The organism is Anoxybacter fermentans, assembly GCF_003991135.1.
GTDB lineage: Bacteria > Bacillota > Halanaerobiia > DY22613 > DY22613 > Anoxybacter > Anoxybacter fermentans.
Genome location: NZ_CP016379.1, coordinates 553811 through 580354, shown reverse-complemented (window position 1 = coordinate 580354; position 26544 = coordinate 553811). Strand labels below are relative to the sequence as shown.

29 protein-coding genes are annotated in these 26544 nt (G+C 37.0%); 3 read left to right on the top strand and 26 right to left on the bottom strand.

Annotated features, from left to right (window positions below; translation table 11 throughout):
• Nucleotides 1-2: 2 nt before the first annotated feature.
• From ytvI to BBF96_RS02480, 21 genes are all read right to left on the bottom strand, one after another.
• Nucleotides 3-1067, bottom strand: a complete 1065-nt coding sequence (gene ytvI, locus BBF96_RS02580; protein ID WP_164730862.1) for a sporulation integral membrane protein YtvI — start codon at nucleotides 1065-1067, stop codon at nucleotides 3-5.
• Between the two features lie 18 nt (nucleotides 1068-1085).
• Entirely contained in the window at nucleotides 1086-1895 is an 810-nt protein-coding gene (locus BBF96_RS02575) for a phosphatidate cytidylyltransferase (protein ID WP_127015710.1), read from the bottom strand.
• Between the two features lie 5 nt (nucleotides 1896-1900).
• On the bottom strand, nucleotides 1901-2647 hold the full coding sequence (locus BBF96_RS02570; protein ID WP_127015709.1) for an isoprenyl transferase: 747 nt from the start codon (nucleotides 2645-2647) through the stop codon (nucleotides 1901-1903).
• Between the two features lie 96 nt (nucleotides 2648-2743).
• Nucleotides 2744-2968, bottom strand: coding sequence for a hypothetical protein (locus BBF96_RS02565; RefSeq protein WP_127015708.1), 225 nt, complete (start codon nucleotides 2966-2968; stop codon nucleotides 2744-2746).
• Nucleotides 2969-2987: 19 nt separating this feature from the next.
• Complete coding sequence (gene frr, locus BBF96_RS02560; RefSeq protein WP_127015707.1) at nucleotides 2988-3545, bottom strand: ribosome recycling factor; 558 nt, start codon at nucleotides 3543-3545, stop codon at nucleotides 2988-2990.
• 29 nt (nucleotides 3546-3574) lie between these two features.
• On the bottom strand, nucleotides 3575-4285 hold the full coding sequence (gene pyrH, locus BBF96_RS02555) for a UMP kinase (protein ID WP_127015706.1): 711 nt from the start codon (nucleotides 4283-4285) through the stop codon (nucleotides 3575-3577).
• Nucleotides 4286-4404: 119 nt separating this feature from the next.
• Entirely contained in the window at nucleotides 4405-5052 is a 648-nt protein-coding gene (gene tsf / locus BBF96_RS02550) for a translation elongation factor Ts (RefSeq protein ID WP_127015705.1), read from the bottom strand.
• A 79-nt stretch (nucleotides 5053-5131) separates the two neighbouring features.
• The gene (gene rpsB, locus BBF96_RS02545) at nucleotides 5132-5890 is read right to left on the bottom strand and encodes a 30S ribosomal protein S2 (RefSeq protein WP_127015704.1); all 759 of its coding nucleotides are present in this window, start codon (nucleotides 5888-5890) and stop codon (nucleotides 5132-5134) included.
• A gap of 184 nt (nucleotides 5891-6074) precedes the next feature.
• Nucleotides 6075-6557, bottom strand: a complete 483-nt coding sequence (locus BBF96_RS02540; protein WP_127015703.1) for a chemotaxis protein CheD — start codon at nucleotides 6555-6557, stop codon at nucleotides 6075-6077.
• Nucleotides 6538-7179 carry a chemotaxis protein CheC gene (locus BBF96_RS02535; RefSeq protein WP_127015702.1) on the bottom strand — a complete coding sequence of 214 codons (642 nt, stop codon included), beginning with the start codon at nucleotides 7177-7179 and terminating at the stop codon, nucleotides 6538-6540. Before BBF96_RS02535 ends, BBF96_RS02540 begins: the two co-directional genes overlap by 20 nt.
• Before the next feature lie 12 nt (nucleotides 7180-7191).
• Nucleotides 7192-7674, bottom strand: a complete 483-nt coding sequence (locus tag BBF96_RS02530) for a chemotaxis protein CheW (RefSeq protein ID WP_127015701.1) — start codon at nucleotides 7672-7674, stop codon at nucleotides 7192-7194.
• 18 nt (nucleotides 7675-7692) lie between these two features.
• Nucleotides 7693-9690, bottom strand: coding sequence for a chemotaxis protein CheA (locus BBF96_RS02525; RefSeq protein ID WP_236777909.1), 1998 nt, complete (start codon nucleotides 9688-9690; stop codon nucleotides 7693-7695).
• 43 nt (nucleotides 9691-9733) lie between these two features.
• On the bottom strand, nucleotides 9734-10096 hold the full coding sequence (locus BBF96_RS02520; RefSeq protein WP_127015699.1) for a response regulator: 363 nt from the start codon (nucleotides 10094-10096) through the stop codon (nucleotides 9734-9736).
• A gap of 150 nt (nucleotides 10097-10246) precedes the next feature.
• Complete coding sequence (gene codY, locus BBF96_RS02515) at nucleotides 10247-11035, bottom strand: GTP-sensing pleiotropic transcriptional regulator CodY (RefSeq protein WP_127015698.1); 789 nt, start codon at nucleotides 11033-11035, stop codon at nucleotides 10247-10249.
• Between the two features lie 67 nt (nucleotides 11036-11102).
• Nucleotides 11103-12488: an ATP-dependent protease ATPase subunit HslU gene (hslU, locus tag BBF96_RS02510; RefSeq protein ID WP_127015697.1), complete on the bottom strand. Its 1386-nt coding sequence runs from the start codon at nucleotides 12486-12488 to the stop codon at nucleotides 11103-11105.
• A 17-nt stretch (nucleotides 12489-12505) separates the two neighbouring features.
• Nucleotides 12506-13036 carry an ATP-dependent protease subunit HslV gene (gene hslV, locus BBF96_RS02505; protein ID WP_127015696.1) on the bottom strand — a complete coding sequence of 177 codons (531 nt, stop codon included), beginning with the start codon at nucleotides 13034-13036 and terminating at the stop codon, nucleotides 12506-12508.
• A 392-nt stretch (nucleotides 13037-13428) separates the two neighbouring features.
• The gene (trmFO, locus tag BBF96_RS02500; protein WP_127015695.1) at nucleotides 13429-14748 is read right to left on the bottom strand and encodes a methylenetetrahydrofolate--tRNA-(uracil(54)-C(5))-methyltransferase (FADH(2)-oxidizing) TrmFO; all 1320 of its coding nucleotides are present in this window, start codon (nucleotides 14746-14748) and stop codon (nucleotides 13429-13431) included.
• Nucleotides 14735-16816, bottom strand: coding sequence for a type I DNA topoisomerase (gene topA, locus BBF96_RS02495; RefSeq protein WP_127015694.1), 2082 nt, complete (start codon nucleotides 16814-16816; stop codon nucleotides 14735-14737). Before topA ends, trmFO begins: the two co-directional genes overlap by 14 nt.
• A 28-nt stretch (nucleotides 16817-16844) precedes the next feature.
• Nucleotides 16845-17330, bottom strand: coding sequence for a DUF494 family protein (locus BBF96_RS02490; RefSeq protein WP_164730861.1), 486 nt, complete (start codon nucleotides 17328-17330; stop codon nucleotides 16845-16847).
• A gap of 101 nt (nucleotides 17331-17431) precedes the next feature.
• A complete protein-coding gene (dprA, locus tag BBF96_RS02485) occupies nucleotides 17432-18532 on the bottom strand; it encodes a DNA-processing protein DprA (protein WP_127015692.1) in 1101 nt (366 codons plus the stop codon).
• A gap of 417 nt (nucleotides 18533-18949) precedes the next feature.
• Nucleotides 18950-20506, bottom strand: a complete 1557-nt coding sequence (locus tag BBF96_RS02480; RefSeq protein WP_019431323.1) for an IS1182 family transposase — start codon at nucleotides 20504-20506, stop codon at nucleotides 18950-18952.
• A 298-nt stretch (nucleotides 20507-20804) separates the two neighbouring features.
• Between BBF96_RS02480 and BBF96_RS02475 the strand changes: the two genes are divergently transcribed.
• Both BBF96_RS02475 and BBF96_RS02470 read left to right on the top strand, forming a co-directional pair.
• The gene (locus BBF96_RS02475) at nucleotides 20805-21170 is read left to right on the top strand and encodes a YraN family protein (RefSeq protein WP_127015691.1); all 366 of its coding nucleotides are present in this window, start codon (nucleotides 20805-20807) and stop codon (nucleotides 21168-21170) included.
• A 2-nt stretch (nucleotides 21171-21172) separates the two neighbouring features.
• A complete protein-coding gene (locus tag BBF96_RS02470; RefSeq protein ID WP_127015690.1) occupies nucleotides 21173-22690 on the top strand; it encodes a YifB family Mg chelatase-like AAA ATPase in 1518 nt (505 codons plus the stop codon).
• Nucleotides 22691-22743: 53 nt separating this feature from the next.
• Here BBF96_RS02470 and BBF96_RS02465 read toward each other — a convergent pair whose 3' ends face one another.
• Nucleotides 22744-22953, bottom strand: coding sequence for a helix-turn-helix domain-containing protein (locus BBF96_RS02465; protein ID WP_127015689.1), 210 nt, complete (start codon nucleotides 22951-22953; stop codon nucleotides 22744-22746).
• 163 nt (nucleotides 22954-23116) lie between these two features.
• Between BBF96_RS02465 and BBF96_RS02460 the strand changes: the two genes are divergently transcribed.
• Entirely contained in the window at nucleotides 23117-23533 is a 417-nt protein-coding gene (locus tag BBF96_RS02460) for a helix-turn-helix domain-containing protein (protein ID WP_164730860.1), read from the top strand.
• Between the two features lie 349 nt (nucleotides 23534-23882).
• Here BBF96_RS02460 and BBF96_RS02455 read toward each other — a convergent pair whose 3' ends face one another.
• The 4 genes from BBF96_RS02455 to rplS all read right to left on the bottom strand — a co-directional run bounded on the left by BBF96_RS02455 (nucleotide 23883) and on the right by rplS (nucleotide 26481).
• Nucleotides 23883-24671, bottom strand: coding sequence for a ribonuclease HII (locus tag BBF96_RS02455; RefSeq protein ID WP_127015687.1), 789 nt, complete (start codon nucleotides 24669-24671; stop codon nucleotides 23883-23885).
• Nucleotides 24661-25521: a ribosome biogenesis GTPase YlqF gene (ylqF, locus tag BBF96_RS02450; RefSeq protein ID WP_127015686.1), complete on the bottom strand. Its 861-nt coding sequence runs from the start codon at nucleotides 25519-25521 to the stop codon at nucleotides 24661-24663. The genes BBF96_RS02455 and ylqF overlap by 11 nt, the downstream gene beginning before the upstream one ends.
• 10 nt (nucleotides 25522-25531) lie before the next feature.
• Nucleotides 25532-26047, bottom strand: coding sequence for a signal peptidase I (gene lepB / locus BBF96_RS02445; RefSeq protein ID WP_127015685.1), 516 nt, complete (start codon nucleotides 26045-26047; stop codon nucleotides 25532-25534).
• 86 nt (nucleotides 26048-26133) lie between these two features.
• Entirely contained in the window at nucleotides 26134-26481 is a 348-nt protein-coding gene (gene rplS, locus BBF96_RS02440) for a 50S ribosomal protein L19 (RefSeq protein ID WP_127015684.1), read from the bottom strand.
• Nucleotides 26482-26544 lie beyond the last annotated feature (63 nt).

Below are 26544 nucleotides of genomic sequence, written 5' to 3'. Positions count from 1 at the left end.
TTTCACTCCCTTTTTGCTGCAAAAATATTGATAATACCTGCTTTTGTCAGAGCATTCAATGTAACTACCACTGCAGGGCCTATAAAAAATCCACTGACACCAAAGGCTTTAACACCTACATATATAGCAAATAATATAGCAAGGGGATGAATTCCTATACTTTTCCCGATAATCCTTGCTTCTGCTATCTCACGTACCACTGCCATAACCCCATAAACAATCAATAACCCTAATCCATAGGCAAAATCCCCTGATACCATAGAATAAATGGCCCAGGGAATAAAGATCAAACTTGGACCAACCACAGGAATTAAATCCAGAACTCCCGAAGCAAACCCAATAATCAAAGCATAATCGCTGCTTAAAATCTCTAACCCTATAATTGCAATGATAGTTGTAATTGAAATTAAAATTAACTCTGCCCTGATAAAACCAATAACTGCACCAGTTATCTCATTTTTGACATACTGCATCTTATTTTGTAATTCTTTAGGGAAAATATTCCAGAATGCTCCTGCGATCATCTGCCGATCCCGGCTTATGAAAAACGTAGCGATAAAACTAATAATAAACAGGGTTATGATATTGGGTAATGTAGTCAATAAACCTAACAATTCACTAATAAAATTTTTTAAGTTATTCGTCACTGCTGAATATAAATCCTGCAAAATTCGGTTGACTGCTTCCTGTTGTGCTGGCGACAGCTCCCAGCGTTCCATCTTTCTCCCAAGTTCTTCATTATGGTTTTTAATCCATTGATATTTTTCCCAAAGAGACTGGTAACTTGGTAGGTTTTTTGAAAGTTTTTCAAGTTCCACATAAATTCGCGATACTCCTGCAACAACAAAAATAGCAAATATTATTAAAATCAAAAGGAGCACCAGAAACACAGCAACTCCTCTGGAAAGATGGGTACGTTTCTGGAAAAATTGAACTGCCGGTTCTATCAACAAAGCTACCAATATTGCCAATATAAATGGTAAAAGATACCCAATAGTAAATTTTAAAAGAAAAAATCCTAAAATAATACCTATAGGAATTAACAAAGTTTTTAGTTCAAACCTCATAATCTCACTTCCCATACTCTAAAAAAATAAAATTATAAGGTAATAGGTTAATGGTAGAGTAAAAAATGCACTATCAAAACGATCCAGTACTCCTCCATGACCAGGGATTAAATTGCCTGAGTCTTTAATTCCTGCATCCCGCTTTAATGCAGATTCGAAAAGATCTCCCATTTGACCAACAATTCCAATGAGAAAGGCAATAACCCCGGCTTTAAAAGGACTAAATCCGTTAATTATACTATAAATTAAACCTGCCAAAAAACTTCCTAAAATCCCTCCTATAAAACCTTCCACAGTCTTTTTGGGACTGATATTAGGAGCCAGATGTTTGCGTCCAAAACTTTTTCCAACAAAATAGGCAAAACTATCTGTCGCCCATGTACAGATTAATGCAAAATAAATGGCATTTATCCCGGGTAAAATTGGGTTTTTAAGATTACGCAACAGAATAAAATGAGAAATTAAACCCACTACATAGAAAATACCGAAAAAAGTTATGGCTACATTCTGGATGGTATCCTCAGTGCCATTTTTGATCAATTGAACAGAAAAAACCATAAAAAGAGCAACGATTAATCCCGGTAAAATTATATCTCCTATAACAAAAGATTTGTTATTAAAATACGTCAAAAGCACTAAAATTAGACCACTGATTACTCCAACACCCTTAAAAGGCTTTTTCCCTTTTATTGATACCATTCGATAAAATTCCAATAATCCTAAAACGGTCAAAATCAATACCGCTGTCAAAAACGGTAATCCCCCAAAATTAATGATAAAAACCGCCAGAGCAATTCCTACAATACCGCTTATAATTCTTTTAAGCATGGTTCTCACACCTTCCCAATTCGTCCAAATCTCCGTTCTCTATTTTGAAATTCATAAATAGCATCGACCAAGTCTTTTTTAGTAAAATCAGGCCAGAAAACATTGGTAAAAACCAATTCAGCATATGCCGACTGATATAACAAAAAATTACTTAATCTTTGTTCACCACCGGTACGGATCAATAATTCTACATCTGGTAAACCGTGGGTATAAAGAAACTCTTTAAAATATTCTTCATCAATGGACTCATGAAAATGATATTTTGAAAGTATTTTCTTAACCGCATCAACAATCTCAGCACGTCCACCATAATTAAAACAAATACTTAATATTAGACCATCATTTTTACAGGTTCGCTCTTCTACTCGATCTATTTCGGCAAGAATATCAGGGTCAACCCCCTGTCGTCGTCCAAGAATCCGTACCCGGACATTATTCTCTTCCAACTCCCCAATTTCATTACGCATAGCTTTTTTAAAAAGTTCCATCAAAAAATTAACTTCTGATGTTGGTCTATACCAATTCTCAGTAGAAAATGCGTAAACGGTTAAATATTTTATTCCCAACTCACCACAGGCGTAACAAATTTCTTTTAAGGTCTGAACTCCCTTTTGATGACCGGCAGTTCTCGGTAGTCCCCGCTTCTGAGCCCAGCGGCCATTACCGTCCATAATAATTGCTACATGCTCTGGAATTTTGTCAGGATCTAATTTTTTAACTCTTTTGCTCCAACTAAACAAATTTTTAAACATATCTGTTCCCCCTTAATACTGTACAAAAAACTGATACCGGAATTTTTATGTTATAAACCCCCTCAATAAAGAGGGGGTTTTAGAATAATTCATACTTTACACATTACTCTCTTTCCCCAATTGATAAGTATCAACACAGTAAACTATTTCAATCTCGCCCGTATCAAGCCTTCGCTGTCGAATAATCCGCCTCACACTGTTAGATGGATAAGATTGATCAGGTACTTTATACTCCACGAGTTGATAAATCAGGCCTTTTTTTTTCAGGTATTCCAATCCTTCTTTTAATTCAAAACCGATTAAATCCGGAATTTCATGCACCACATCTTCCTCCACAAATCTAGATTTCCATAATCTCTGCTTCTTTTTCTTCTAAAAGTTTATCAATTTTTTCTATATACTTATCTGTTAATTCCTGAACATCATCTAAACCGCGGTACATCTCATCTTCAGAAATTTCGCCATCTTCCTTAAGCTTCTTCAACTGTTCATTAGCTTCACGCCGCAGGTTTCGAATAACAATCCGCTCTTCTTCAGCTTTCTTTCTAACAACTTTAACCAATTCTTTGCGCCGTTCTTCAGTCAATTGTGGAATATTTAAACGAATAACCTCGCCATCGGTATTTGGAGTTAATCCCAGATCAGATGCTATAATAGCTTTTTCAATGGCACTAATGGCAGTTTTATCCCACGGTCTAATAGTCAATAATCTTGGTTCAGGTGCACTAATTTGAGCCATCTGATTTAAGGGAGTTAGTGTTCCATAATATTCAACTTTAATATTCTCCACTAAAGATGGTCTGGCACGCCCGGTACGGATAGTGGCAAACTCCCGTTTGGTAGCCTCAATAACCTTTTTCATCTTCTCTTCGGTTTCTTTTAAAACCTGCGTTATCATACAAAATTCCCCCCTTTTTTTATTATCCTTTAGCGTACAATTGTTCCTACTTCTTCACCCATAATTGCACGCTTAATATTACCAATTTCTTTTAAACCAAATACAAGTATAGGTATCTTATTATCCATACATAAAGAAATAGCAGTTGAATCCATCACTTTTAAACCACGCTTTAAAACCTCTATATATGTTAACTCTTTAAATTTCACAGCATTGGGATTTTTCTCCGGGTCGGAATCATATACACCATCTACATTTTTGGCCATCAAAATCGCATCAGCACCTATTTCTGCTGCCCTTAAAGCTGCAGTGGTATCTGTTGAGAAAAAAGGGTTTCCAGTACCTGAAGCAAAGATAACAACCCTTCCTTTTTCTAAATGGCGAATAGCTCTTCTACGAATATAAGGTTCAGCAATCTGACGCATCTCTATAGCAGTTAAAACCCGGGTATCCAGACCTTCCTGTTCTATAGCATCCTGTAAAGCCAATGAATTTATAACTGTCGCCAGCATTCCCATATAATCAGCAGTACCTCTATCCATTCCCTTTGCTGCTCCAGCAATACCTCTAAATATATTACCTCCACCTACAACAATAGCCATTTCAACTTTTGTTTCTTCCACTATATTCTTAATTTCGCGAGCTATTTCAGCAATGAACTCAGGATCAATACCATATCCACGATTTCCAGCTAAAGCTTCTCCGCTGAGTTTTAATATAACGCGCTTAAACTCCGGCATCAAAAATTTACCCCCATTTTAAATTTCTAGATAAAAGCGAATATCCCTCCAGATAATACTAAATTATTTTAAAAAAGAGAACACAAAAGTGCCCTCTTTTATACACCTACGATACTTTTTTACTTCTGATAGGACATAACTTCTTTAACAAAGTTATCTTCACGCTTTTCTAAGCCCTCACCAAGTTCATACCGTACAAAACGACGAATCTTAATGTTTTCACCAATTCTAGCAATATTTTCGGTTACCAGCTCTTTAATAGTCTTACTGTCATCTTTAATATAAGGCTGGTCTAAAAGAACTTTTTCAGCAAAGAACTTCTCTAGACGGCCCTCAACCATTTTCTCAACAATATGTTCAGGTTTACCTTCATTGCGAGCCTGAGCAGTTAAAATCTCCCTCTCCTTAGCAATTACCTCTTCAGGAACATCCTCCCGACTAACGTATTCTGGCTTCATTGCTGCAATATGCATAGCAATGTTGTTAACCAGTTCTTTGAACTCATCAGTCTTGGCAACAAAGTCTGTTTCACAGTTAACCTCTACTAAAACACCAATTCTTCCACCCAAATGTATGTAAGAATGAACCAGACCTTCAGCCGCAATCCGGCCAGCTTTCTTGGCTGCAGCAGCCATACCTTTTTCTCTTAAATATTCAACAGCTTTCTCAATATCTCCATCGGTTTCGGTTAAAGCTTTTTTACAATCCAATATCCCGGCACCTGTTCTTTCGCGCAATTCTTTAATCATCTCCATAGTAATTGCCATGGAACATAACCTCCCTTTAAGTTGAAATAAAGGGCGCTACAAGGGCAATAATACCCCTTATGCGCCCCTGTATATATAATTATTCCTCAACCTCTTCTACATTATCATCTTTAGCTTCAACAACTTCATCATCTTCAGCAGAAGCATTGAACTGTTCACCCTGTTTACCTTCCAGGACAGCATCAGCTATAACACTGGTTAGCAACTTAACGGCCCGAATGGCATCATCGTTACCTGGAATAATATAATCAACTACATCAGGGTCACAGTTAGTGTCAACGATAGCGATTACCGGAATCCCCAGCTTATTAGCTTCTGCAACAGCAATATCCTCTTTCCGGGGATCAGCAATGAAGAGAGCATCTGGCAATCTCTTCATATTCCGGATTCCGCCCAAAAACCGCAGAAGCTTGTCACGCTCTTTGGTCAGTCTGGCAACTTCTTTCTTTGGAAGACGATCAAAAGTACCGTCTTCAGCCATTCGCTCCAATTCCTCAAGACGGTCTACCCGCTTACGGATAGTTTGGAAGTTAGTCAGCATGCCACCCAACCATCTCTGGTTAACATATGGCATACCACAGCGTTCAGCTTCCCTTTTGATGGTCTCCTGAGCCTGTTTTTTAGTACCAACAAAAAGGATAGTTTTACCCTGAGAAGCCAGATCACGTACAAAATTATATGCAACATCAACTAGTTTTACAGTTTGCTGCAAATCGATGATGTAGATACCATTTCGCTCAGTGAAGATATATGGCTTCATCTTAGGGTTCCATCTTCTGGTCTGGTGTCCAAAGTGTACTCCAGACTCCAGCAACTGTTTCATTGTTACAACAGACACAACTTCCACCTCCTCTCAATGGTTTTATTCCTCCGCCTGGATCATCCCTGTTTTGAGACCATTCAGGCACCTTCAAAACAGGTTACCAAACGTGTGTGATTAAACAGCAAAAAAATGAATACCACACATCCTTAGCTAGTATACCACAAAGTTCAAATTATATCAACTGGAATTTGCCCATTTTTTATAACTCTTTATCCCCCATTTTTACTGATTTAATAATAACCTTACCGGTTTCGGTATAAAATTCCATTGTTCGTCCATGGGAACCGCCTATATCTTCAGCAATTAAAGGAATATTAAATTCTTTAAGTTTCTTTTTAACAGCTTCTGTATTGCGGGCTCCAATTTTCATTAAATCATTCTCAGAATTAAACTGAAACATTTGAGCACCGCCCGCCATTTTTGCCCATAAACGCTTCTTATCAGCACCCATCTTTAATAGCTTTTCTAACAATAAGTCCATAGCAGTATCTGCATATTTGGCCAGATTTGTCTTATTTCTCATAGATGAACTATCAGGCAGCATAACATGTGCCATACCACCTATCTTTTTTCCTTCATCATACAAAACAACACCCACACAGGAGCCAAGTCCTGAAGTTATCAACATATCTGGAGACTGAGCTACATTAAGATCAGCCATTTTAACACGAATTACTTTCATAATAAGCCTCCAACCCCAGTGCTGTAATAATTGTACGTAAAGAATCCTGACCAGGAATTAAAAAAAAGTTACCGCTGATCTCCTCACCATCTACATGAAATTCCGTCTCTACCAGTAGCCCATAATCTCCAATCTGGCCAAATTCAATCATAAATGTCCCTAAAATGGCTCCTGCCATATCCATTGCAAAAGCGGGAACAGATTGAATTAACGAAAATCCTGTAACCTGATTAAAAGCAGTTAGATATGATCCAGACAGAATATTTACAATCTCTTTCAAAGCAGAAATTTCCATATCTGAAAAAGAATTTCTTTTATTTCCAAGCCCAAGAACTTCTATTAATTTAAAAGCACTACTCCGCTCAAGTAAAAAAAGCATATGTCCCGGAGCTTCCCCCATAACCCGTAAACTAACACCTGCAACAGGTACATCTGGCCCTCCAAAGAGTTCCGGTACTTCAGATAGTTCAACAATCATAACTTTTGGAACAGTCATATCTATTTTTCTTCCTAAAAATTGTGCAAACGCTGTAGCTGCATTTCCAGCACCAATATTTCCAACCTCTCGTAGGGCATCTAATTGAATCGGTGAAAGATCCGTGACAGATAAAATATTATCCATTTATAAACCCCCTTAACTCACCTGAACTTCATCAGTTACATTTGGCATTTCCAAGTTAAGAATTTTTTCAATATTAAGAAGAACGATTAATCGGTCACCGATCTTCCCAACTCCCTTTAGATATTCTTTCTCTATCCCACCGGCTACAGACGGAGGTGGCTCAATGGCGCTATCATCAATCCAGAGTACTTCTTTTACACTATCGACCAAAAGACCAACCTCATAATCTCTAACTAAAACAGTAATAATTCTAGTATTTTTTTGAATTTCAGATTTTTTCAATCCAAAGCGATCTCGCAAATCTACAACAGGAATTATTTCACCACGAATATTGATAACACCCTTTACAAAATGGGGAGCATTAGGAACACGAGTGATTTTTGTATAGGGATGTATTTCTTTGGTCTGCAAAATCTCAACACCAAACTCTTCATTATCAATTTGAAAGACTACATACTGCTGACGTCTCAAACTCTCAGCCTTTTTTTCAGTCATTTTACTCCCTCCCCCTAATTAAGCAATATTACGTACATCCAGAATTAAAGCTACTTCTCCATCACCCAAAATAGTAGCTCCACTGATATGAGGTGTATTAATTAAAAATTCACCCAGTGATTTAATAACAATATCTTGCTGGTTAATTAATTCTGTAACAATCAATCCCACATACTTTTTGCCCGTTCTGATTACAACAACAGAAAGCTGATCTACTTCATTCAGATCAGGTACCGGTAATCCCAACAATTTGTGAGACCAGACCAGAGGAATCATATGACCCCTCAAGAGAAATACTTCTTGACCCTGAACCATTTGTATCCGATCTGGAGTAATATCCTCAGCTTCTACAATTACCGATAACGGAATTGCATAAGTTTCATCACAAATTTTAACTAAAAGCGCCTGGGTAATAGCCAGAGTTAACGGCAATGAAATGTTAAAGGTTGTCCCTTTACCTATTTCTGTATCAATATCGATATGTCCATCTAAAGATTCAACAGTCCTTTTAACAACATCCAGACCAACACCCCGGCCTGAAATATCAGAAATAGTATCAGAGGTACTAAAGCCCGGTCTAAAGATCAGGTTAATCTTTTCCTGATCACTCATCTTATCAAACTCTTCTTTAGTAATAAGCCCTCGCTCAATACCTTTCCTCCCAATCTTATCAGGATCGAGACCGCGACCATCATCAATGACCTGAATAAGAATTTCATTACCCTTTTGAGATGCAGTCAGACGCAGCTCAGCTATTTCAGGTTTACCTAACCTTCTCCGGGTCTCAGGATCTTCAATTCCATGATCTATGGCATTTCTAAGTAAATGAACCAGCGGATCACCTAAACTATCTATAATTGAACGATCCAGTTCGGTCTCAGCACCTTCAATAATCAAATTAACCTTTTTATTTAACTCTTTGGATAAATCACGAACCATGCGGGGAAAACGATTAAAAATCCGCTCAATGGGCACCATTCGAACCTGCATAACTGTATGTTGAAGATTCATGGTAACCCGATCTAATTGTTGCAAAATGTCATTTAAAAGTTCATTACTAAAGTTCATACGATTGCAAATCTCTTCTAAACGGGTTTTATTAATCAAAAGTTCTGCAACCAAATTCATCAAACTGTCCAATTTATCAATATCAACCCGGATTGTAGGTGAAACTTTGATATCCTGACTAGTCTTCCGATCTATTTGAGGTGTCTCTTCTGTTTCTATCTTTTCCTCTGTTACAGCAATTTCCATTTCGGCAGTTGATATAACACTCTGACCTTCCAGATCCTCTTCTGTAATCCGGGTTATCGTAACACCTTTTACATCAATTATATCAGTTACAGTTTCCCTAATTTCTTTTTCAGATTCTTTAGTAATATAAAGAACCTTAAACTGGTAATCAAACTTTTCATCTTCAATATCCTTAAGAGAAGGAATGCTTTTAATCACAATTCCAATTTCTTTTAAGCTTTTGATAACCATAAAACCACGTACTGATTTTAATAAACAACCCTCTACCAATTCTACATCAAGGAGATAACAAAAATAACCCTTTTTTAAGTATTGTAAAATTTGATCCTTTTCTTCAGATTCTAAATCAAAAAAGTTATCATCTATAATAGAATTTTTTGAAGAAGTTTCTTCATTTTTGATATTTTGAAGCCTTAAAACGATATCTTCTACATCACTGGCTTCATTACCGGAGGTAGCAATCTCTTTAACCAATTTTTCCAGCCGATCCAGACAAATAAAAAGAATATCCACTATCTCCGTCTTCAAAACCAGTTTCTTTGCCCGAATCCGGTCCAAAACATTTTCCATTTCATGAGTTAAATTAGCCATTTTATCAAAACCCATTGTGGCAGCCATACCTTTTAAAGAATGGGCAGCACGAAAGATTTCATTTATCAATTGTTCATCATTGGGATTATTTTCAAGTTCTAGCAAATTCTGGTTTAAAGACTGAAGATATTCTTCAGATTCATCCAGAAACATTCGTAAATATTGAGACATATCCACCTGATAACCCCCCTTTTTTTAAAATATTAATTATTTATTATCCCAGTATCTTTTTCACCGCTTCCAGAACACGTTCATTTTTGAAAGGTTTAACAATAAAATCTTTGGCACCCGATTGAATTGCTTCGATTACCATTGCCTGTTGGCCCATAGCACTGCACATAATGATCTTTGCATTACTATCGATAGCCATAATTTCTTTAACTGCAGTAATCCCGTCCATTTCTGGCATTGTTATATCCATAGTAACCAGGTCTGGTCTTAATTCATTATACTTTTCAACCGCCTGCTTACCATTTTCCGCTTCTGCTACCACCTCATAACCCGCTTCTGTTAAAATGTTTTTAATCATCATTCTCATAAATGCTGCATCATCAACAATTAAAACGGTTTTCGACATCCTAATACCTCCTTTAGATGTTTTTCCAAATTTAGATAGTAATTATAACTAGAAATTTATTCGACATGAAAACAACTATTTCCTGCAAATAAAAATGAAAACTCATGATTAAAATCCATGAGTTTTCATATGCCTTTAATGTTATTTATTTTACTTTTTACTTTTAATTTTCTCTAATTCATCCAAAAGTCTATCATTTAAAACCTTTATATAAGTGCCCTTCATTCCCAGAGAGCGGGACTCAATTACACCAGCACTTTCAAACTTACGGAGTGCATTCACAATAACTGAACGAGTAATTCCAACCCGATCCGCAATCTTACTTGCCACAAGTAATCCTTCATCACCATCGAGTTCTTCAAAGATGTGTTCAATAGCTTCTAACTCGGAATAAGAGAGAGTCTCTAAAGCAATCTGAACTGCAGCCTTTTTCCGGGCTTCTTCTTCTATTTTTTCAGCTCTAGAGCGGAGTATCTCCATTCCAACCACTGTTGCACCATATTCAGCTAGAATCAAATCACCTTCATTAAAAGGTTCACCAAAACGAGCCAGAACCAAAGTTCCCAGTCGATCACCACCACCGACTACAGGAACAATGGTAGTTAACTTTTGAGTAAAAATACATTTTTCCTCATTCTTAAAAACACACTTGCCCTGTTTTGCTTCAATGTTTGATTTTGTCTCAGTAATTCTTAAAAGCCGATTGTTGTAATCTTCAGGGAAATACCCTTTGTTTATTACTTCTTCAAACATCAAACTACATTCAAACTCATCTAAAAGCTGATAGCCCAGTATTTTACCTTTTGCACTAACCACATAAACATTACAATTGATAGATTTACTCAATACCATTGCCATTTCAGTAAAATCAACAGGTTGACCAGCAGACCGCTGAATTAATCGATTAATTTGCCTGGTTTTATTTAATAAAGTCTTCATCTTCAATTCCCCTTTCTTTTGCCTATAGTATATTTTTTCCCAATTAGAATCTTTTATTATAAACCTTTTAAAGGATATATTTACTTAAATCTTTATCTTTCACTACATCTCCTAACTGCTGTTTAACATAATTAACATCAATAGTAACCTGTTTTGTCTTCAAATCAGGAGCTTCAAAAGACAGCTCTTCTAAAAGTTTTTCCAAAATAGTATGAAGGCGTCTTGCTCCAATATTTTCTGTCTGTTCGTTAACAACAAAAGCAATTCGAGCCAATTCCTTTATTGCTTCCGGTGTAAATTCAATTTCAATACCCTCTGTAGCTAAAAGTGCTTTATATTGTTTAATCAAGGCATTTTCCGGTTCAGTTAAAATTTGTCTAAAATCCTCTTCAGAAAGACTGGTCAATTCCACTCGAATGGGAAAACGACCCTGTAATTCGGGAATCAAATCAGATGGCTTGGAAAGATGAAAAGCCCCAGCAGCAATAAATAAAATATGATCGGTTTTAACGGGACCATATTTGGTCATTACCGTTGATCCTTCAACAATGGGTAAAATATCCCTCTGTACTCCTTCTCTGGAAACATCAGGTCCACGACCCGATTCTCTTCCTGCAATTTTATCAATCTCATCTAAAAAAACAATTCCCGATTCTTCTACACGGCGAATAGCTTCCATAGAGACGTCATCCATATCAATAAGTTTTTGTGCTTCTTCCTGCTTTAAAATTTCCCTTGCCTCTTTAATAGTAACTTTTCTTTTCTTCTTTTTTGACGGAAACATCCCGCCAAAAATGTCCTGAAAATTAATTCCTAATTCTTCAATACCGGCACCAGAAAAGATTTCAATCATCGGCGCACTCTGTTGTTCTACTTCAATTTCTATAATCTTATCTTCCAATTCACCATTTCTAAGCCTCTCTAAAAGTCTGGCTCTCCGCTCTTTTATCCGGGAATAAGCTTCTTCATCTTCTTCATGAGAAGGTTCATTATAATTACCAAAAAACATATTAAGCGGATTTTTTTTCTTTGGTGAAGGCATAGGTAGTAATATATCAACTATCCGTTCTTCTGCAAGCTGTAATGCTTTATCTTCCACTTCTACCATCCGTTCTTTTTTAACCATTCTAATAGCTACCTCTACCAGATCCCGGATCATTGACTCTACATCCCGACCCACATAACCTACTTCAGTAAACTTTGTAACCTCAACTTTAATAAAAGGTGCTTTTGCAAGTCGAGCCAGACGACGAGCAATCTCTGTCTTACCTACACCAGTAGGTCCTATCATCAAAATATTTTTTGGTACTACTTCATCTCTCAAATCTGGAGGTAATTTTTTACGACGATAGCGATTCCTTAAAGCTATAGCTACAGACCTTTTGGCCTGGTGTTGACCAACAATATATTTATCCAATTCTTCAACAATCTGTCGTGGGGTTAATTCTTCCATCGTATCCCCTCCTCACATTAGGATAACTCTTCAACGGTTATATTCTGATTAGTATATATGCAAATTGAACCTGCAATCTCTAATGCCTTCTGCGCAATTTCTTTTGCCGTCAAATCTGAATATTCAACTAATGCCAATGCTGCAGCATGGGCATAAGGTCCCCCCGAGCCAATAGCAGCAATTCCCTTATCAGGTTCAATTACATCACCTGTTCCGGAAATTATCAATAGATTTTCTTTATTTGCAACAATTAAAAGAGCTTCTAATTTACGCAGAATTTTATCAGTACGCCACTCTTTAGCCAATTCAACAGCAGCGCGTTTCAGATTGCCACGAAATTCTTCTAACTTTCCCTCGAATTTTTCAAAAAGTGTAAATGCATCAGCAGCAGCTCCGGCAAAACCGGCTAAAACTTCGTTATGATAAATTTTCCTCACTTTCTTAGCCCCGTGCTTCATAATCGTATTACCCAGGGTAACCTGACCATCTCCCGCCATAGCTACCCGGCCTTTATGTTTTACAGCAACAATAGTTGTGGCCTGAAACATTCCTTCAAGCCTCCTTTTCAAAATATTATACTCATTCATCAGACTAAAATAGAAAATTCCTCTACATATTAATATATATTATCATAAGATTCTAATTTATGTCAAGTTTAATTCTATTGATTTTATTAAAATCATATTATAATTATTAAAATCTTATTAATGATTATACTGCAAAAAGCTAATTTTGAGTGACATAGAAATTTTTCGCCAAATCATCTTAGCGAGATTTCCAACGAAATAAGGCCTCATCACAGAAGGTGATGAACTAGTTCTAAGAGCCAGGAAGACCCTTTGATTAGGAAGCCTTATTTCGGCGGAAATCGAGCTTTAAATGATTCGAAAAATTTCTCAAAAAGCGAAAAACTAGCTTTTTGCAGTTTAACCATTAATTTTTATGTTAGAATATTATTTTGATTAATAAACTGACGCAGACAGGCTAAAGCCCGCTTTGAAATCTTTTCTTTTTTTAATCGTTTATCTTTAATCTTTTCCTTTAAAGGTGGAAGAATACCAAAATTCATATTCATTGGTTGAAAAGACTTCTGCACTGACGTACTGATGTAATGAGTTAATGCTCCATGAGCTGTCTCTTTAGGAAAAATAAGCGGTTTTTCTCCTCTTAAAAGGCGGAGAGCATTTATCCCTGCAATTATTCCCGTCGCAGCAGATTCTACATAACCTTCTACACCGGTGATCTGACCAGCAAAAAAGATTCGTGGATCTTTTTTAAGCTGCAAGGTAGCTTTTAACAATTTAGGTGAGTTTATATAAGTATTACGATGCATCACTCCATAACGGACAAATTCAGCTTGAGAAAGACCTGGAATCATAGAAAAAACTCGTTTTTGTTCTCCCCACTTAAGTCTAGTCTGAAATCCCACTAAGTTATAAAGGGTTCCTTCTAAATTATCCTGTCTGAGCTGAACAACAGCATAGGGCATTTCTCCGGTTCTGGGATCAATTAAACCCACAGGTTTAAGAGGACCAAAAACCAGAGTTTTAATACCCCGACTAGCAATCTCCTCAATGGGAAGACAGCCCTCAAAAAACTTTCCTTTTTCAAAATCTTTAACCTGAGCCCTTTCTGCATTGACCAATTCATGCCAGAAGGCTTCATATTCCTCTTTTGTCATTGGACAATTAAGATAATCCCCATTTTCTTCATCACCGTAACGGGAAGCTTTAAAAACAATATTATGATCTAGACTTTCCTTTGTTACAATTGGAGCCGCAGCATCAAAAAAATAAAGATAATCTGTTCCTATTAAACGTTGAATTGCATCTGAAAGGGGGTTGGAAGTCAATGGTCCTGAAGCAATAATCACTATACCATCATTAAAAATTTCTGTAACTTCCCCATTATGAAACTCTATATTAGGATGATTTAGAATCCTTTCTGTCACTTCTTTTGCATATTTTTCCCGATCTACAGCCAGGGCCTGGCCTGCCGGTACAGCATGGCGGTCAGCAGCAGCAAGGACAATTGAATCTAATTCCCGCATCTCTGCTTTTAAAAGCCCGGCAGCATTTGCTAAATGATCTGCTTTAAGAGAGTTACTGCAGACCAATTCGGCAAAATATCCAGTATGATGGGCTGGTGTCATTTTTAAAGGACGCATTTCCCATAACTCAACTTTAACTCCAGCTTTAGCAATTTGCCAGGCGGCTTCCACGCCTGCCAGTCCTGCACCAATTACTCTAATCCTGGTCATTTTTTACACCCTCTTTTTGCTTATATCCACATTCTTTTCTGACACATTGATAATATTTATTCTTTTTAGTCTGTTTCTCTATTAAAAAAGCTCCACATTCAGGACATTTTTCCTTAACAGGTTTATTCCAGGTGATAAATTCACATTCAGGATAGTTACTGCATCCGTAAAATATCCGGCCTTTTTTAGTCCGACGCTCAATTAGTTCACCATCCTCACACTCAATACACTTAACCCCTGTCTTAATAATATATGGCTGAGTGTTTTTACACTCAGGATATCCCGGACAGGCCAGAAATTTTCCATAACGGCCGTGTTTAACTACCATATTCCGGCCGCATTTTTCACAAATCACATCCGTAACTTCAGATTCAAGTTCAACATTTTCCATCTCTTTTCTAGCCTGTTCCAATCTCTGTTCAAATGTTTTATAAAAATCTTTTATTACCTTTACCCAATCTACAGAACCGTCTTCTACTTTATCTAACTGATCTTCTAACATAGCTGTAAATTCAACATCTATAACATCTGGAAAATGTTCAGTCAAAAGATCAGTGACAATAAATCCTAATTCTGTAGGTTTTAAAGTCTTACCATCCTTAACCACATAACCCCGCTGCTGAATAGTTGCCACAATAGGAGCATAAGTACTGGGACGACCAATCCCCTTCTCTTCTAAGGTTTTTACCAGACTTGCTTCAGTATAACGGGCTGGTGGTTGAGTAAAATGCTGTTCAGGTATGATTTTTATAAGATTCAGAATATCTCCTTTCTTTAATTCGGGTAACTCTTGATCTTTTTTCTTAGATCCAAATGAATCTATAATTTGAAAACCTTGAAAAATAGTAGTAGTTCCCGTCAAACGGAAGAGATATTTACCAGCTTTAATATCAATTGTAAAGATTTTGTTAATTGCAGGGCTCATCTGACTGGCTACAAACCGTTCCCATATTAGTTTATATAGTTTATATTGATCAGGTGTTAAATATTTTTGAATAGAATCAGGTTCTAAAAAAACATCAGTGGGTCTGATAGCTTCATGGGCGTCCTGAGCCCCTTCCCTGGCCCGGTAATAACGTTTTTTCTCAGGCAGATATTTAGAACCAAACTTTTTTTCAATATATTTTCTAGCCGCTACCTGGGCTTCGTCTGAAATACGTGTCGAATCGGTACGAATATACGTTATAAGACCAACTGTTCCCTGTGGTAAATCCAGACCTTCATAAAGCTGTTGAGCCACAAACATAGTCTTTTTGGTACTGAAACCTAAAAAATTCGAAGCAGCCTGCTGTAAGCTACTGGTAGTAAAGGGTGGATAGGGGTTACGCTTCCGTTCCATTTCTTTAACTTCCTCAACAATAAATTTCTCCTTTTTCAACAAAGTTTCATGTTCTTTAGCTTCTTTCTCGTTTGAAATTTTAAATTTTTTATTATCAATCCGATAAAGTCTAGCAACAAAAGTCTCATTTTTATCTGAAAGTTGAGCATCAATGGTCCAATATTCTTCCGGAACAAAGGCTTCAATCTCCCGTTCACGATCACAAATAATCCGGACAGCCACTGACTGAACCCGGCCAGCGCTCAAACCTTTACGGACTTTGTTCCAAAGCAAGGGACTTAGTTTATAACCAACCAGACGATCCAGAACTCGACGTGCCTGTTGAGCATCAACTCTATGCTGATCAATAACTCTTGGACTTTTAATAGCATTTTGAACCGCCTTTTTAGTAATTTCATTAAATTCAATTCGACATGGTTTATCTGTATCAAGTTTTAAAGCTCTGGCAAGATGCCAACTTATGGCTTCACCTTCACGGTCCGGGTCAGTTGCCAGATATACTTCTTTACTTTTTTTAGCAGCCTTCTTTAGAGAATTTAAAATCTTTCCTTTTCCCCGTATAGTTATATATTTAGGTTTAAAATTATTCTCTATATCTACACCTAACTGACTTTTAGGGAGATCAATCACATGCCCCATTGACGCTTCAACTCGAAATTCTTTTCCTAAAAATTTTCTAATTGTTTTTGCTTTTGCTGGTGATTCGACAATTACTAATTTATCAGGCACATTTTCACCTCCTCAAATCCAGTACCATTTATTGAACGAAAAAGTTTCCGGCGTCTTTCAATTCTTTAAAAGAAGAAATCCGATTTTTAATCCTGGTTAAAAGTATCTCATCATCAATGGTAATCCTTAAAAGATACCATAATTCTTTAATTCCCACATTAAAAAACAGATTAAATCCTTTGTGAATTATCTCTTCAAGGATTGCTAAAGTGAGAAATTTTTCCCGTAATAAAATCAGTAAAACATTCTGAACTTCTGAAGAAAAAATAAAACGTTCTCGAATAGAAAAGATTCGTTGAGAAGTTGGAAGATAATTGTGATTTTCAAAACTTTCAGATACTCCTATTATTTCCGTCGAAGAAAAAATTAATTCGAAGGCCATTTCGATATCATTCAAGTTATAACCCAATTCAAGCAAGCCTTTAATAATCTCTTCCTCATTGTTAATAAGATCCTCATTATGCAAAAGTTTTTTTACCAGTATAGTCACAATCTCCAAAACATTTGAGTTCATTTCCGTCTCCCCCATCATTCACTTTATACAACCCCTTCATTTACTTATACTATTATATGGGCTCTGAGAAAGTTTGTAAAGTCCTTTAATTTTATAATTGATTAAACAATAGCAAATTTAAGGCCCGGAAGCTGGGTAATTTTACCCAATAATTCTAATTCAAAAAGAGCGGTATTTAGCCTGGCCGGGTCTACATTTAGTTCTTCGATTAATTGATCTAGACTCATCTCTCCAGTTTTTAAGAGAGCCATTATTTGAGCCTGTAAATTAGTAAATCGAAACTCTTCATCTATTTCATCCATAGAAATCTTTTTATTTTGAATTTTTTCAGGTATAAGCCCAACCAGTTCTTCCAGTATATCATTACTGCATGTAACCAATTTTGCTCCCTTTTGAATGAGAGCATTGGTTCCCTTGCTCATCGGGCTAAAAATACTCCCAGGCACAGCAAAGACTTCTCTATTTTGCTCTAATGCCTGATCAGCTGTAATCAAAGCACCGCTTTTTAATCCTGCTTCAACCACTACTGTACCATAAGCCAGACCGCTTATAATCCGATTTCTGGCAGGAAAATTTCCCCGCTCTGGAGGAGTCCCTGGCGGAAATGTAGAAATTACAGCACCAGAAGTTATAATCTTTTGATATAACTTCTTATGTTCCTTTGGATAGATAATATCAACCCCTGAACCTAAAACAGCAATGGTTCTTCCACCCGCTTCTAAAGCAGCCATGTGCGCCTCACCATCTACTCCAAGGGCCATTCCACTGATAATAGTAAAACCTCTTTCTGCCAATTCCCTGGCCAATAAACGGGTTACCCGGCGCCCATAAGGAGACATTTTTCTAGAACCCACAATGGCTATACTATTGATATCCTCTTTTTTTAAACTCCCTCGATAATATATAACAGGTGGAGGATCGTAAATATGCTTCAAATTTACAGGAAATTCTGAATCTTCAAAACACAAAATTCCTATTTCTGCTTCTCTGCACTTTTTTATAAACCTTTCCAGATCCACATTATCACGTATTTTAATAAATTTCTTAACCAATTTAGGTCCAAAAGAAGGAATGGCTAAAAGTTCCTCTTCCCGAGCCTTCCAAGCCCTCTCTGGAGAACCGAAATATTCCAATAAACGTTTTATTCTGACAGAACCTACACCCTGAACCAATGAAAGGCCAACCCAATATTTACGATCCATACCTTCCTCCTCAAGATCTATTTTCCCTACATAGTTCTACAAAGAGCTTATTTCTCCTCCCTCATAAACAGATTTATGCAGAAATCAAAATATGATTTTACTGTAAAAAGCTAATTTTTTCACTTCAAAAGAAATTTTTCTAACCACCTAAAGTTCGATTTCAGTCGAAATAAGATGGTTTAACGAAAAATTTCTATGGCAGTCAAAATTAGCTTTTTGCAGTTTAATCAAATATAATTTTTTAACTATTTCCTGTATATTTTATTTCTTTCCATCAAAAGGTATTTTGCACTAAAAATTAAAGGGGCTGTCCCAAAAGTAATTAATTACTTTTGGGCATGGCCCCTTTTTTCATTGTTCATTTCAAATTCATTGAAAATTTTTCTGTTAAGAAAATAAAAACCCATACCTGACATTCTATACTGTTGCCAGTTTAGCCAGGTTATGGGCTATACACAGTAAACCCCATTCAATTTTTACTTTCTCAAGGCCACGAAGCAGAAATCTCCGGAATGACCAATTACCTTTGATCCTTCCAAAGACAGATTCCGCTTCAATTGCTCTTTGAGAACGGAGTTTCATACCTTTATCGGAACAAAGGTTTTCCTTTACCTTTTGCTTATATTCACGTAATTTAAAATTTATTCTTATTACTCGATCACCTTTGGCCCTGGTACAATTTTCTTTTAACTCACACCCATCACAATTTTCGCATTTGTAATATCTAATTTGTTTAGTATATCCATTTTCAGTCTTAATTTCTTTTGTCTTACAGTAAATGAGTCTTCTTTGAGCAGGACAAATAAACTCGTCGTTTTCTTTATCATACGGCCAGTTTTCTACTTTAAATATATCATTTTTAAACTTCTTCTTTTGTTCTTTATGAAAAGTATTATACTTAACATAAATATTAGTATTAGCTTTCTCTAAGTAATCATAATTTTCCTCACTACCATAACCTGAATCAGCTATCACATTCTCCGGAATCTTACCTGTAACTTCTTTTACTTTTTCTAAATGAGGTATTAAGCATCTTGAATCTGCCGGCCTTTGATGAATACTATAACCAACTACAAACTGATTCTCTGTACCTATCTGAACATTATATGCGGGCTTCAATTGCCCATTTTTCATGTGGTCTTCTTTCATTCTCATAAAAGTTGCATCAGTATCTGTTTTAGAATAACTGTTTCGTCCATTTAAAATCTCTTCCTGTTGCTCATATTTTTTCATTCTGGGAAGACATTTAGTCTTGAGCTCTTTAATTGTTTTCTTTAACTTCTTGTTTTTGGAGTTCTTTTCTAGACGTTCTTCAAGTTCCTTAATTTTTTCTTCGAGTTTCTTTGAATCTATTTCTTTTCCTTCACCCATCTCCTCCAGGTCATTATCCCCATACAATCTATTCTCTTCTTCGTTGGTTTTCTCAATCTCTTTTAAAAGTTCATTAATTTTTGCCCTAAGCCTTGCTTTGTACTTCTTTGTCGCTTTTCTCCAGACAAAGCTATATTTGTTTGCATTAGCTTCTATTTTTGTACCATCTAAAAAGTAATTCTCTAACTTTACATATCCTTCTTCTATAAGAAGTTCCAATACTGATGCAAATACCTCATCAATAACATCTTTCATGATCTCTGATCTGAATCGGTTTATCGTCCGAAAATCAGGTTTATTGTTACCACTAAGCCACATAAAATAAATATTTTCCCGAAGTGCCTTGGCAATTCGTCTTGATGAATATATTCTCTGAGTATAGGCATATACTATAACCTTAAGCATCATTTTCGGATGGTAGCTGCTTCTACCCCCACCTTTATATTTTTCAAGCAGGGGTTCAATATTCATCCTTTCTATAGCTGAATTTACCACCCTTACTAAATGATTCTCAGGAATAAACACATCAAAACTCAAAGGCAACATTGTCTGATTCATATTATATTCAATAAATGTCTTTTTATTATGGTTTTTCCTCTTCATATTTATATTTTACCATAAAAAAAGGTGTTGTCTTTATAAAAATTTCTGACAACACCTTTCTTTTAATATTTACTTTTGGGGGTTATAAAGGGACTTTTGGGACAGCCCCTTTTTCACGAATCAGCGATATGATTTTTACATATGGAAATATTTAAATATTTAATAAAATAAAATATCATTCCTTTAATATATTTATATTTTTAGTAAAATATTAAATTTTTGATGCCATATAGCAGGGTTTTTCCTCTTATGTCTCGAATATTTTCAAATAAAATAAAAAAATAAGAGGTGATGGTATTTGAAAAAAGTTGAACTTGGACGTCTTGGAGAAAAATTGGCCCGTGATTATTTTTTAAAAGCCGGATATAATATCCTGGCTGAAAACTACCGGACCCCATTAGGAGAGATCGATCTGGTAGTGGAAAAAGATAAGACCATTATTTTTGTTGAAGTCCGCACCCGTTCTACTCCTTCTTTTGGAGCCCCCGAAGAAAGTATCAGCCGTTCTAAACGGGAACGCTTGATCAGATTAGCTCTTCAATTCTGTGCCCACCATTATCTCTATTCCCAGAATCTCCGCTTTGATGTAATTGCCATCTCCTTTTTTGATAATGAACCTAAAATTGAACATATCAAAAATGCCTTTTTTGCAGGAGGGAATTGATCGTGTTAGCAAAAGTGCTCAGTGCTTCTTATCTAGGAGTAGAAGGCTATCCTGTCGTTGTGGAAGTGGACATCTCTTCTGGCCTTCCTGCCTTTGAGCTAGTGGGACTTCCCAATACTGCCATCCGGGAGGCCAGAGAAAGAGTTCGCTCTGCTTTGAAAAATAGTCCCTATCCCTTTCCCCTTCAGCGGATTACCATCAATTTGGCCCCGGCTGATATTCCAAAACAGGGATCTTACTTTGACTTACCTATTGCTATTGGCATTCTTGCTGCTCAAAATTTGCTGCCTACTGAACCTTTGAGTAATTACGCATGTGTGGGGGAACTCTCTCTGGATGGAAAGATTCAGCCTATCCGCGGAGCCCTGGCAATGGCTTTGACAATCCGCGATATAGGCTTAAAAGGATTGATTCTCCCCAAAGCCAATTACGATGAAGCCCAGGCTGTTAAGGATATACAGCTGGTTCCAGTTTCCAATCTGGAAGAAGTAGTAGATTTTTTCCGCACCGGTCAAATTCAATATCCCGATCTTAAAACTCCTCTCCCTACTCCTCCACAAGGGACTGATTTAGCCACCATTAAAGGGCAACATTTTGCAAAGCGGGGATTGGAGATTGCAGCTGCCGGCGGCCATAATATATTAATGGTAGGTCCGCCAGGTTCTGGAAAAACACTTCTGGCAAAAGCTATCCCCTCTATTCTACCTCCTTTGAGCGAAGAAGAATCCCTGGAAGTAACCAGGATTCATAGCATCGCTGGTATTATTGATCATAAAAGAGGCCTTATAACCCAGCGCCCTTTCCGTCAGCCCCATCACAATATTACACCTGCAGCCTTAATCGGCGGTGGAAGAATTCCAATACCCGGAGAGATCAGCCTGGCCCACCACGGAGTCCTTTTTTTAGATGAAATGACCGAATTCAATCCCAATCTTTTAGATCAACTGCGCCAGCCGCTGGAAATGGGCCAGGTTTTAATAACCCGCAATCAGTATCGACTGACTTTCCCCGCTCAATTTATTCTGGTTGGAGCTGCCAATCCCTGTAAATGCGGTTTTTACGGTGACCCAGTAAATAACTGTACCTGCTCGCCCGCAGAAGTGAAAAGATATTTTCAACGGATTTCAGGGCCCCTCCTGGATCGAATAGATATGCAGATTCAGGTTTCCCGGGTAACCGGGGATGAACTCTTCTCTTCCATGCAACCCGAATCATCTTCAACAGTACGGGCCAGAGTTCAACAGGCAAGAGAAATACAACTTCAAAGATTCCGTTCTACCGTTTTCAAACTTAATAGTCAAATCCCTCAATCACTGATAGAAACCTATTGTCCCCTCACAACAAAAGCGCAAAAAATATTGGCCAGGGCTATGGATACTTTAGAACTGACAGCACGTGGTTTTCATCAAATTTTAAAAATTGCCCGTACCATTGCAGATCTTCGCCAGGCTGAATTTATTGAACCACAGGACATAGCAGAAGCTATTCAATACCGATCTTTTGAGCGATTATATAAATGAGTCCTTTTTTTATAATTGTCAATTAATATATGTATAATTTATATTTGTCAAAATTAGTCCAAAAAAATAAAGTCCTTAAAGTTCAATCCTTCCTTCTCACAAAATTTCATCAGCCCGGCTAAAAATTTTTTGCCAACTCCCCTCTCTCCTCGCATCACCCGATAAACATAGGAGTAATCCAGATTTAGCTTTCTGGCAAACATTACTTCACTCCACCCGCGTTCTTTTAACATTTTTCCAACCTTTTCTACATTTAACCTCATTGTGACATCCCTCCTTTTTACTACTGTCAAAATTATATCCCATATTATTACATATGTCAATATTTGTGAAATATTTTTTCGCTAAAGTTGTCAAAAGCTATTGTCAAATGTCAACATTTGTATTACAATTAAAGTAGAAGATTTAAAAAAGGAAGTGACAGCAATGGCTCAAAAAAACAATCCTCAAGAAAATTTTGGTGCATATTTAAAATACTTACGTGATTTAAAGGGAATTAGCATCACCGAACTAGCCAAACGTTCAAAAGTAAGTCCCTCTTATATTTCACGGATTGAGAATGGCGGCCGTCGTCCTCCCAAACCTAAGATTTTACAAAAACTCGCTCCACATCTTGGTGTAGGATACACTGAACTCATGGTCAAAGCCGGGTATTTAACTAAAGAGGCTGAAGATTTATGGATTGAAGACGAAGAAACCAAAGAACTCTTTTTAACTTTGACAGAAAGCAAAAAAGAACTGCTCCGGACAGTCGATGGTTTAAGTGAGGATACAATCTTTATGCTGGCTAAAACTATTCAAAAGATTAAAGAAGAAATAAAGGAGAAAAATAAAGAAAAATAAAAGCAGAGAAAATAAGATATGATTAAATTGCAAAAAGCTAATTTTGAGCAACATAGAAATTTTTCGTTAAACCGTCTTAGTGAGATTAAAGGAGAAATAAGACCTCATCACAGAATGTGATGAGCTAATCAAAGACCAGGAGGATCCATTGATTAGTATGCCTTATTTCGACTGAAATCGAACTTTAGATGGTTCGAAAAATTTCTTTTGAAGCGAAAAATTAGCTTTTTGCAGTAAAATCAGATATAAAACAAAATTAAAGTAAGAGAAAAGCTGGTTCTTTATCCCTTTCTCTTTTATAGAGATAAAAATTCTTTTTAATATTTCACTTACCTTGACTTACAAAATTCTAAAGTTTTACCTGTGAGAAAGAAAGTCGGTGTATGGGAGAAGGGCCAAGCTTTCGTAATCCTTCAAGATGCTCACGAGATCCATACCCTTTATTTCGCTCAAAACCATATCCTGGATATTTTTTCGCCATCTCAACCATTATCCGATCTCTGGTAACCTTTGCCACAATAGAAGCTGCAGCAATGGATGCACTTTCTTCATCACCACCGACAATGGGGCGCTGGAAAGTTATAAGCCCTGGAATGGGATGTCTACCATCAACAAAGATAAAATCCGGTTCATGGCCCTTTTTAGCCAATTGCTCTAAGGCCAGCGACATTGCTCGAAAACTTGCCTGTAATATGTTAATCTCATCAATTACTCTATTATCCACTATACCGATGCCAACAGCAAGAGCCTGGTTTAAAATTTCTTCATAAAATTCCTCACGTTTCTCTTCTGTCAACTGTTTGGAATCATTAAGCCCCAATAGACGAAATTCAGGTTTTAAGATTACAGCAGCAGCCACAACTGGCCCTGCCAAAGGCCCTCTGCCTACTTCATCTACACCGGCAATGCGATAAAACCCCTGTTCCCAATATGCCTTCTCATACTCAAGCATCCGTTCAAACTTACTCTCTAACTCTTTTATGTAGGCTAGCTTACGTTCCAACCGCTCAGCAATCTTATGTATACCTATACGGCTATCTTCTTTTAACCTGGCAATCAGTTCAGGGGTTGGTTCTATATTTTTTAGCAAGTTTTCCACCTGATTAACAGTCAAACGGGAAAAATCTTTAACTTCCATTATCCTCACCCTTATCCGGTCGTTCCAGACTGACCTGTCCTATCCGGCCATTTCTAAATTCTTTTAAAATCATTCGTGCTGTTTGCTCAGTTTGTACACGTCCGCCAGATTGGAGAAAACCACGTTTGCGACCAATAACAAGCATCATCTCATATGGATCCTCCACTAATTCCACCCCAAAGAAATTCTGCAGATCTTCTGGAGCAATCTTTAATAACCACTTAAGCAAATGATATGCAACCTCTTCTTCATTGAAAACTTCTGTACGAATCGCACCGGTTGCAGCAAGTTTCAGCCCAACCTCCTGGTTTTCAAATCTGGGCCAGAGAATCCCCGGAGAATCCATTAAAAGCAGACCCTTTCGAACTTTAATCCACTGCTTACCCCGGGTCACACCGGGCCGATTTTCAACTTTTGCTTTTGATCGCCCAGCAATCCTGTTAATTAAAGCAGATTTACCCACATTGGGAATCCCTATAATCAACAAACGAATATTGCGGGGATTGCGGCCCCGTTTTTTTAAACGTCTATTGATGGCATCTGCTTTTTTTTGTACCTCGTTTAATACTTCTTTAAGCCCCGCCCCTGTCATTGTATTCACAGCAAAAGTTGGAGCATTATGATTTAAATACTCAATCCACTCAGCAGTAATTTGAGGATTAGCCAGATCTTTTTTATTTAAAATAATAATCCGATCTTTATTTTTAACCAGCTTCTCCAGATCAGGATTGCTGCTACTATAAGGAATTCGCGCATCTAAAAGCTCTAAAACAATATCTACCAATTTTAGATGTTCTTTTAAAACCCTCTTTGCTTTTGCCATATGACCTGGATACCACTGTATCGTCATCGCCATTCACCTACCAATTAAGCAATCTAATTCGATTGAGAGGCCAGAAAATTAAAAAAGCCTGACCTATTATATTTTCACGTGGAACAAAGCCCCAAATCCTACTATCCTCACTGTTATTTCTATTGTCTCCCAGGACAAAATAATTACCCTCTGGAACAATAACCGGGCCATAGTTACTGTACCCTTTAGTTAATATATAATCTTCTTTTAAAGGCCTATCATTGACATAAACCTGTCCTTTAATAATCTGAATTTTGTCACCGCCAACACCAATGACCCTTTTGATAAATTTACGGCTAGGATCTACTGGATATTTAAAGACTATAATATCAAATCGTTCTGGGTCTTTAAAACGATATATAAATTTGTTAACTAAAATCCTATCTCTTACTTCCAGAGTTGGACGCATAGAACCGGAAGGAATATAAAAGGCTTGAACAACAAAGGTAATAAGAAGTAGTGAAACTACTGAAGCCCAAAATATTGATCTTCCGTACTCAAATAATGTCTCTTTCGAACTCATCTTCTGGCTCCTTCCTGGGACGGGTTTTTTAAGGTGAATAATATAACGAGAGGGAGGCGTAAGTAATGTCCTCCCTCAAATTATATTTAATACATAATTTTCTCTTTAACTTTAGCTTTCTTACCAACAGTACCACGCAGATAGTAAAGTTTCGCCCGATTAACATCACCACGGCGTTTAACTTCAATTTTCGCAATTTTAGGTGAATGTAATGGGAAAGTTCTTTCAACTCCGATACCGTGAGAAACCTTCCGTACTGTAAAAGTTTCTCTAATTCCACCATTCTGACGGCGGATTACATTACCTTCAAAAACCTGAATTCTCTCCTTGCCGCCTTCTACAACCTTGTAATGGACGGCTACCATATCCCCAATAAAGAACTCAGGAAGATCATCTCTCATTTGTTCCCGTTCAATTTGATCAATAATGTTCACTTATGTTCCCTCCTTCCCATCGAACGTTCGTGCCTGGTTTTACACAGGTAGCGGACCGTTCGG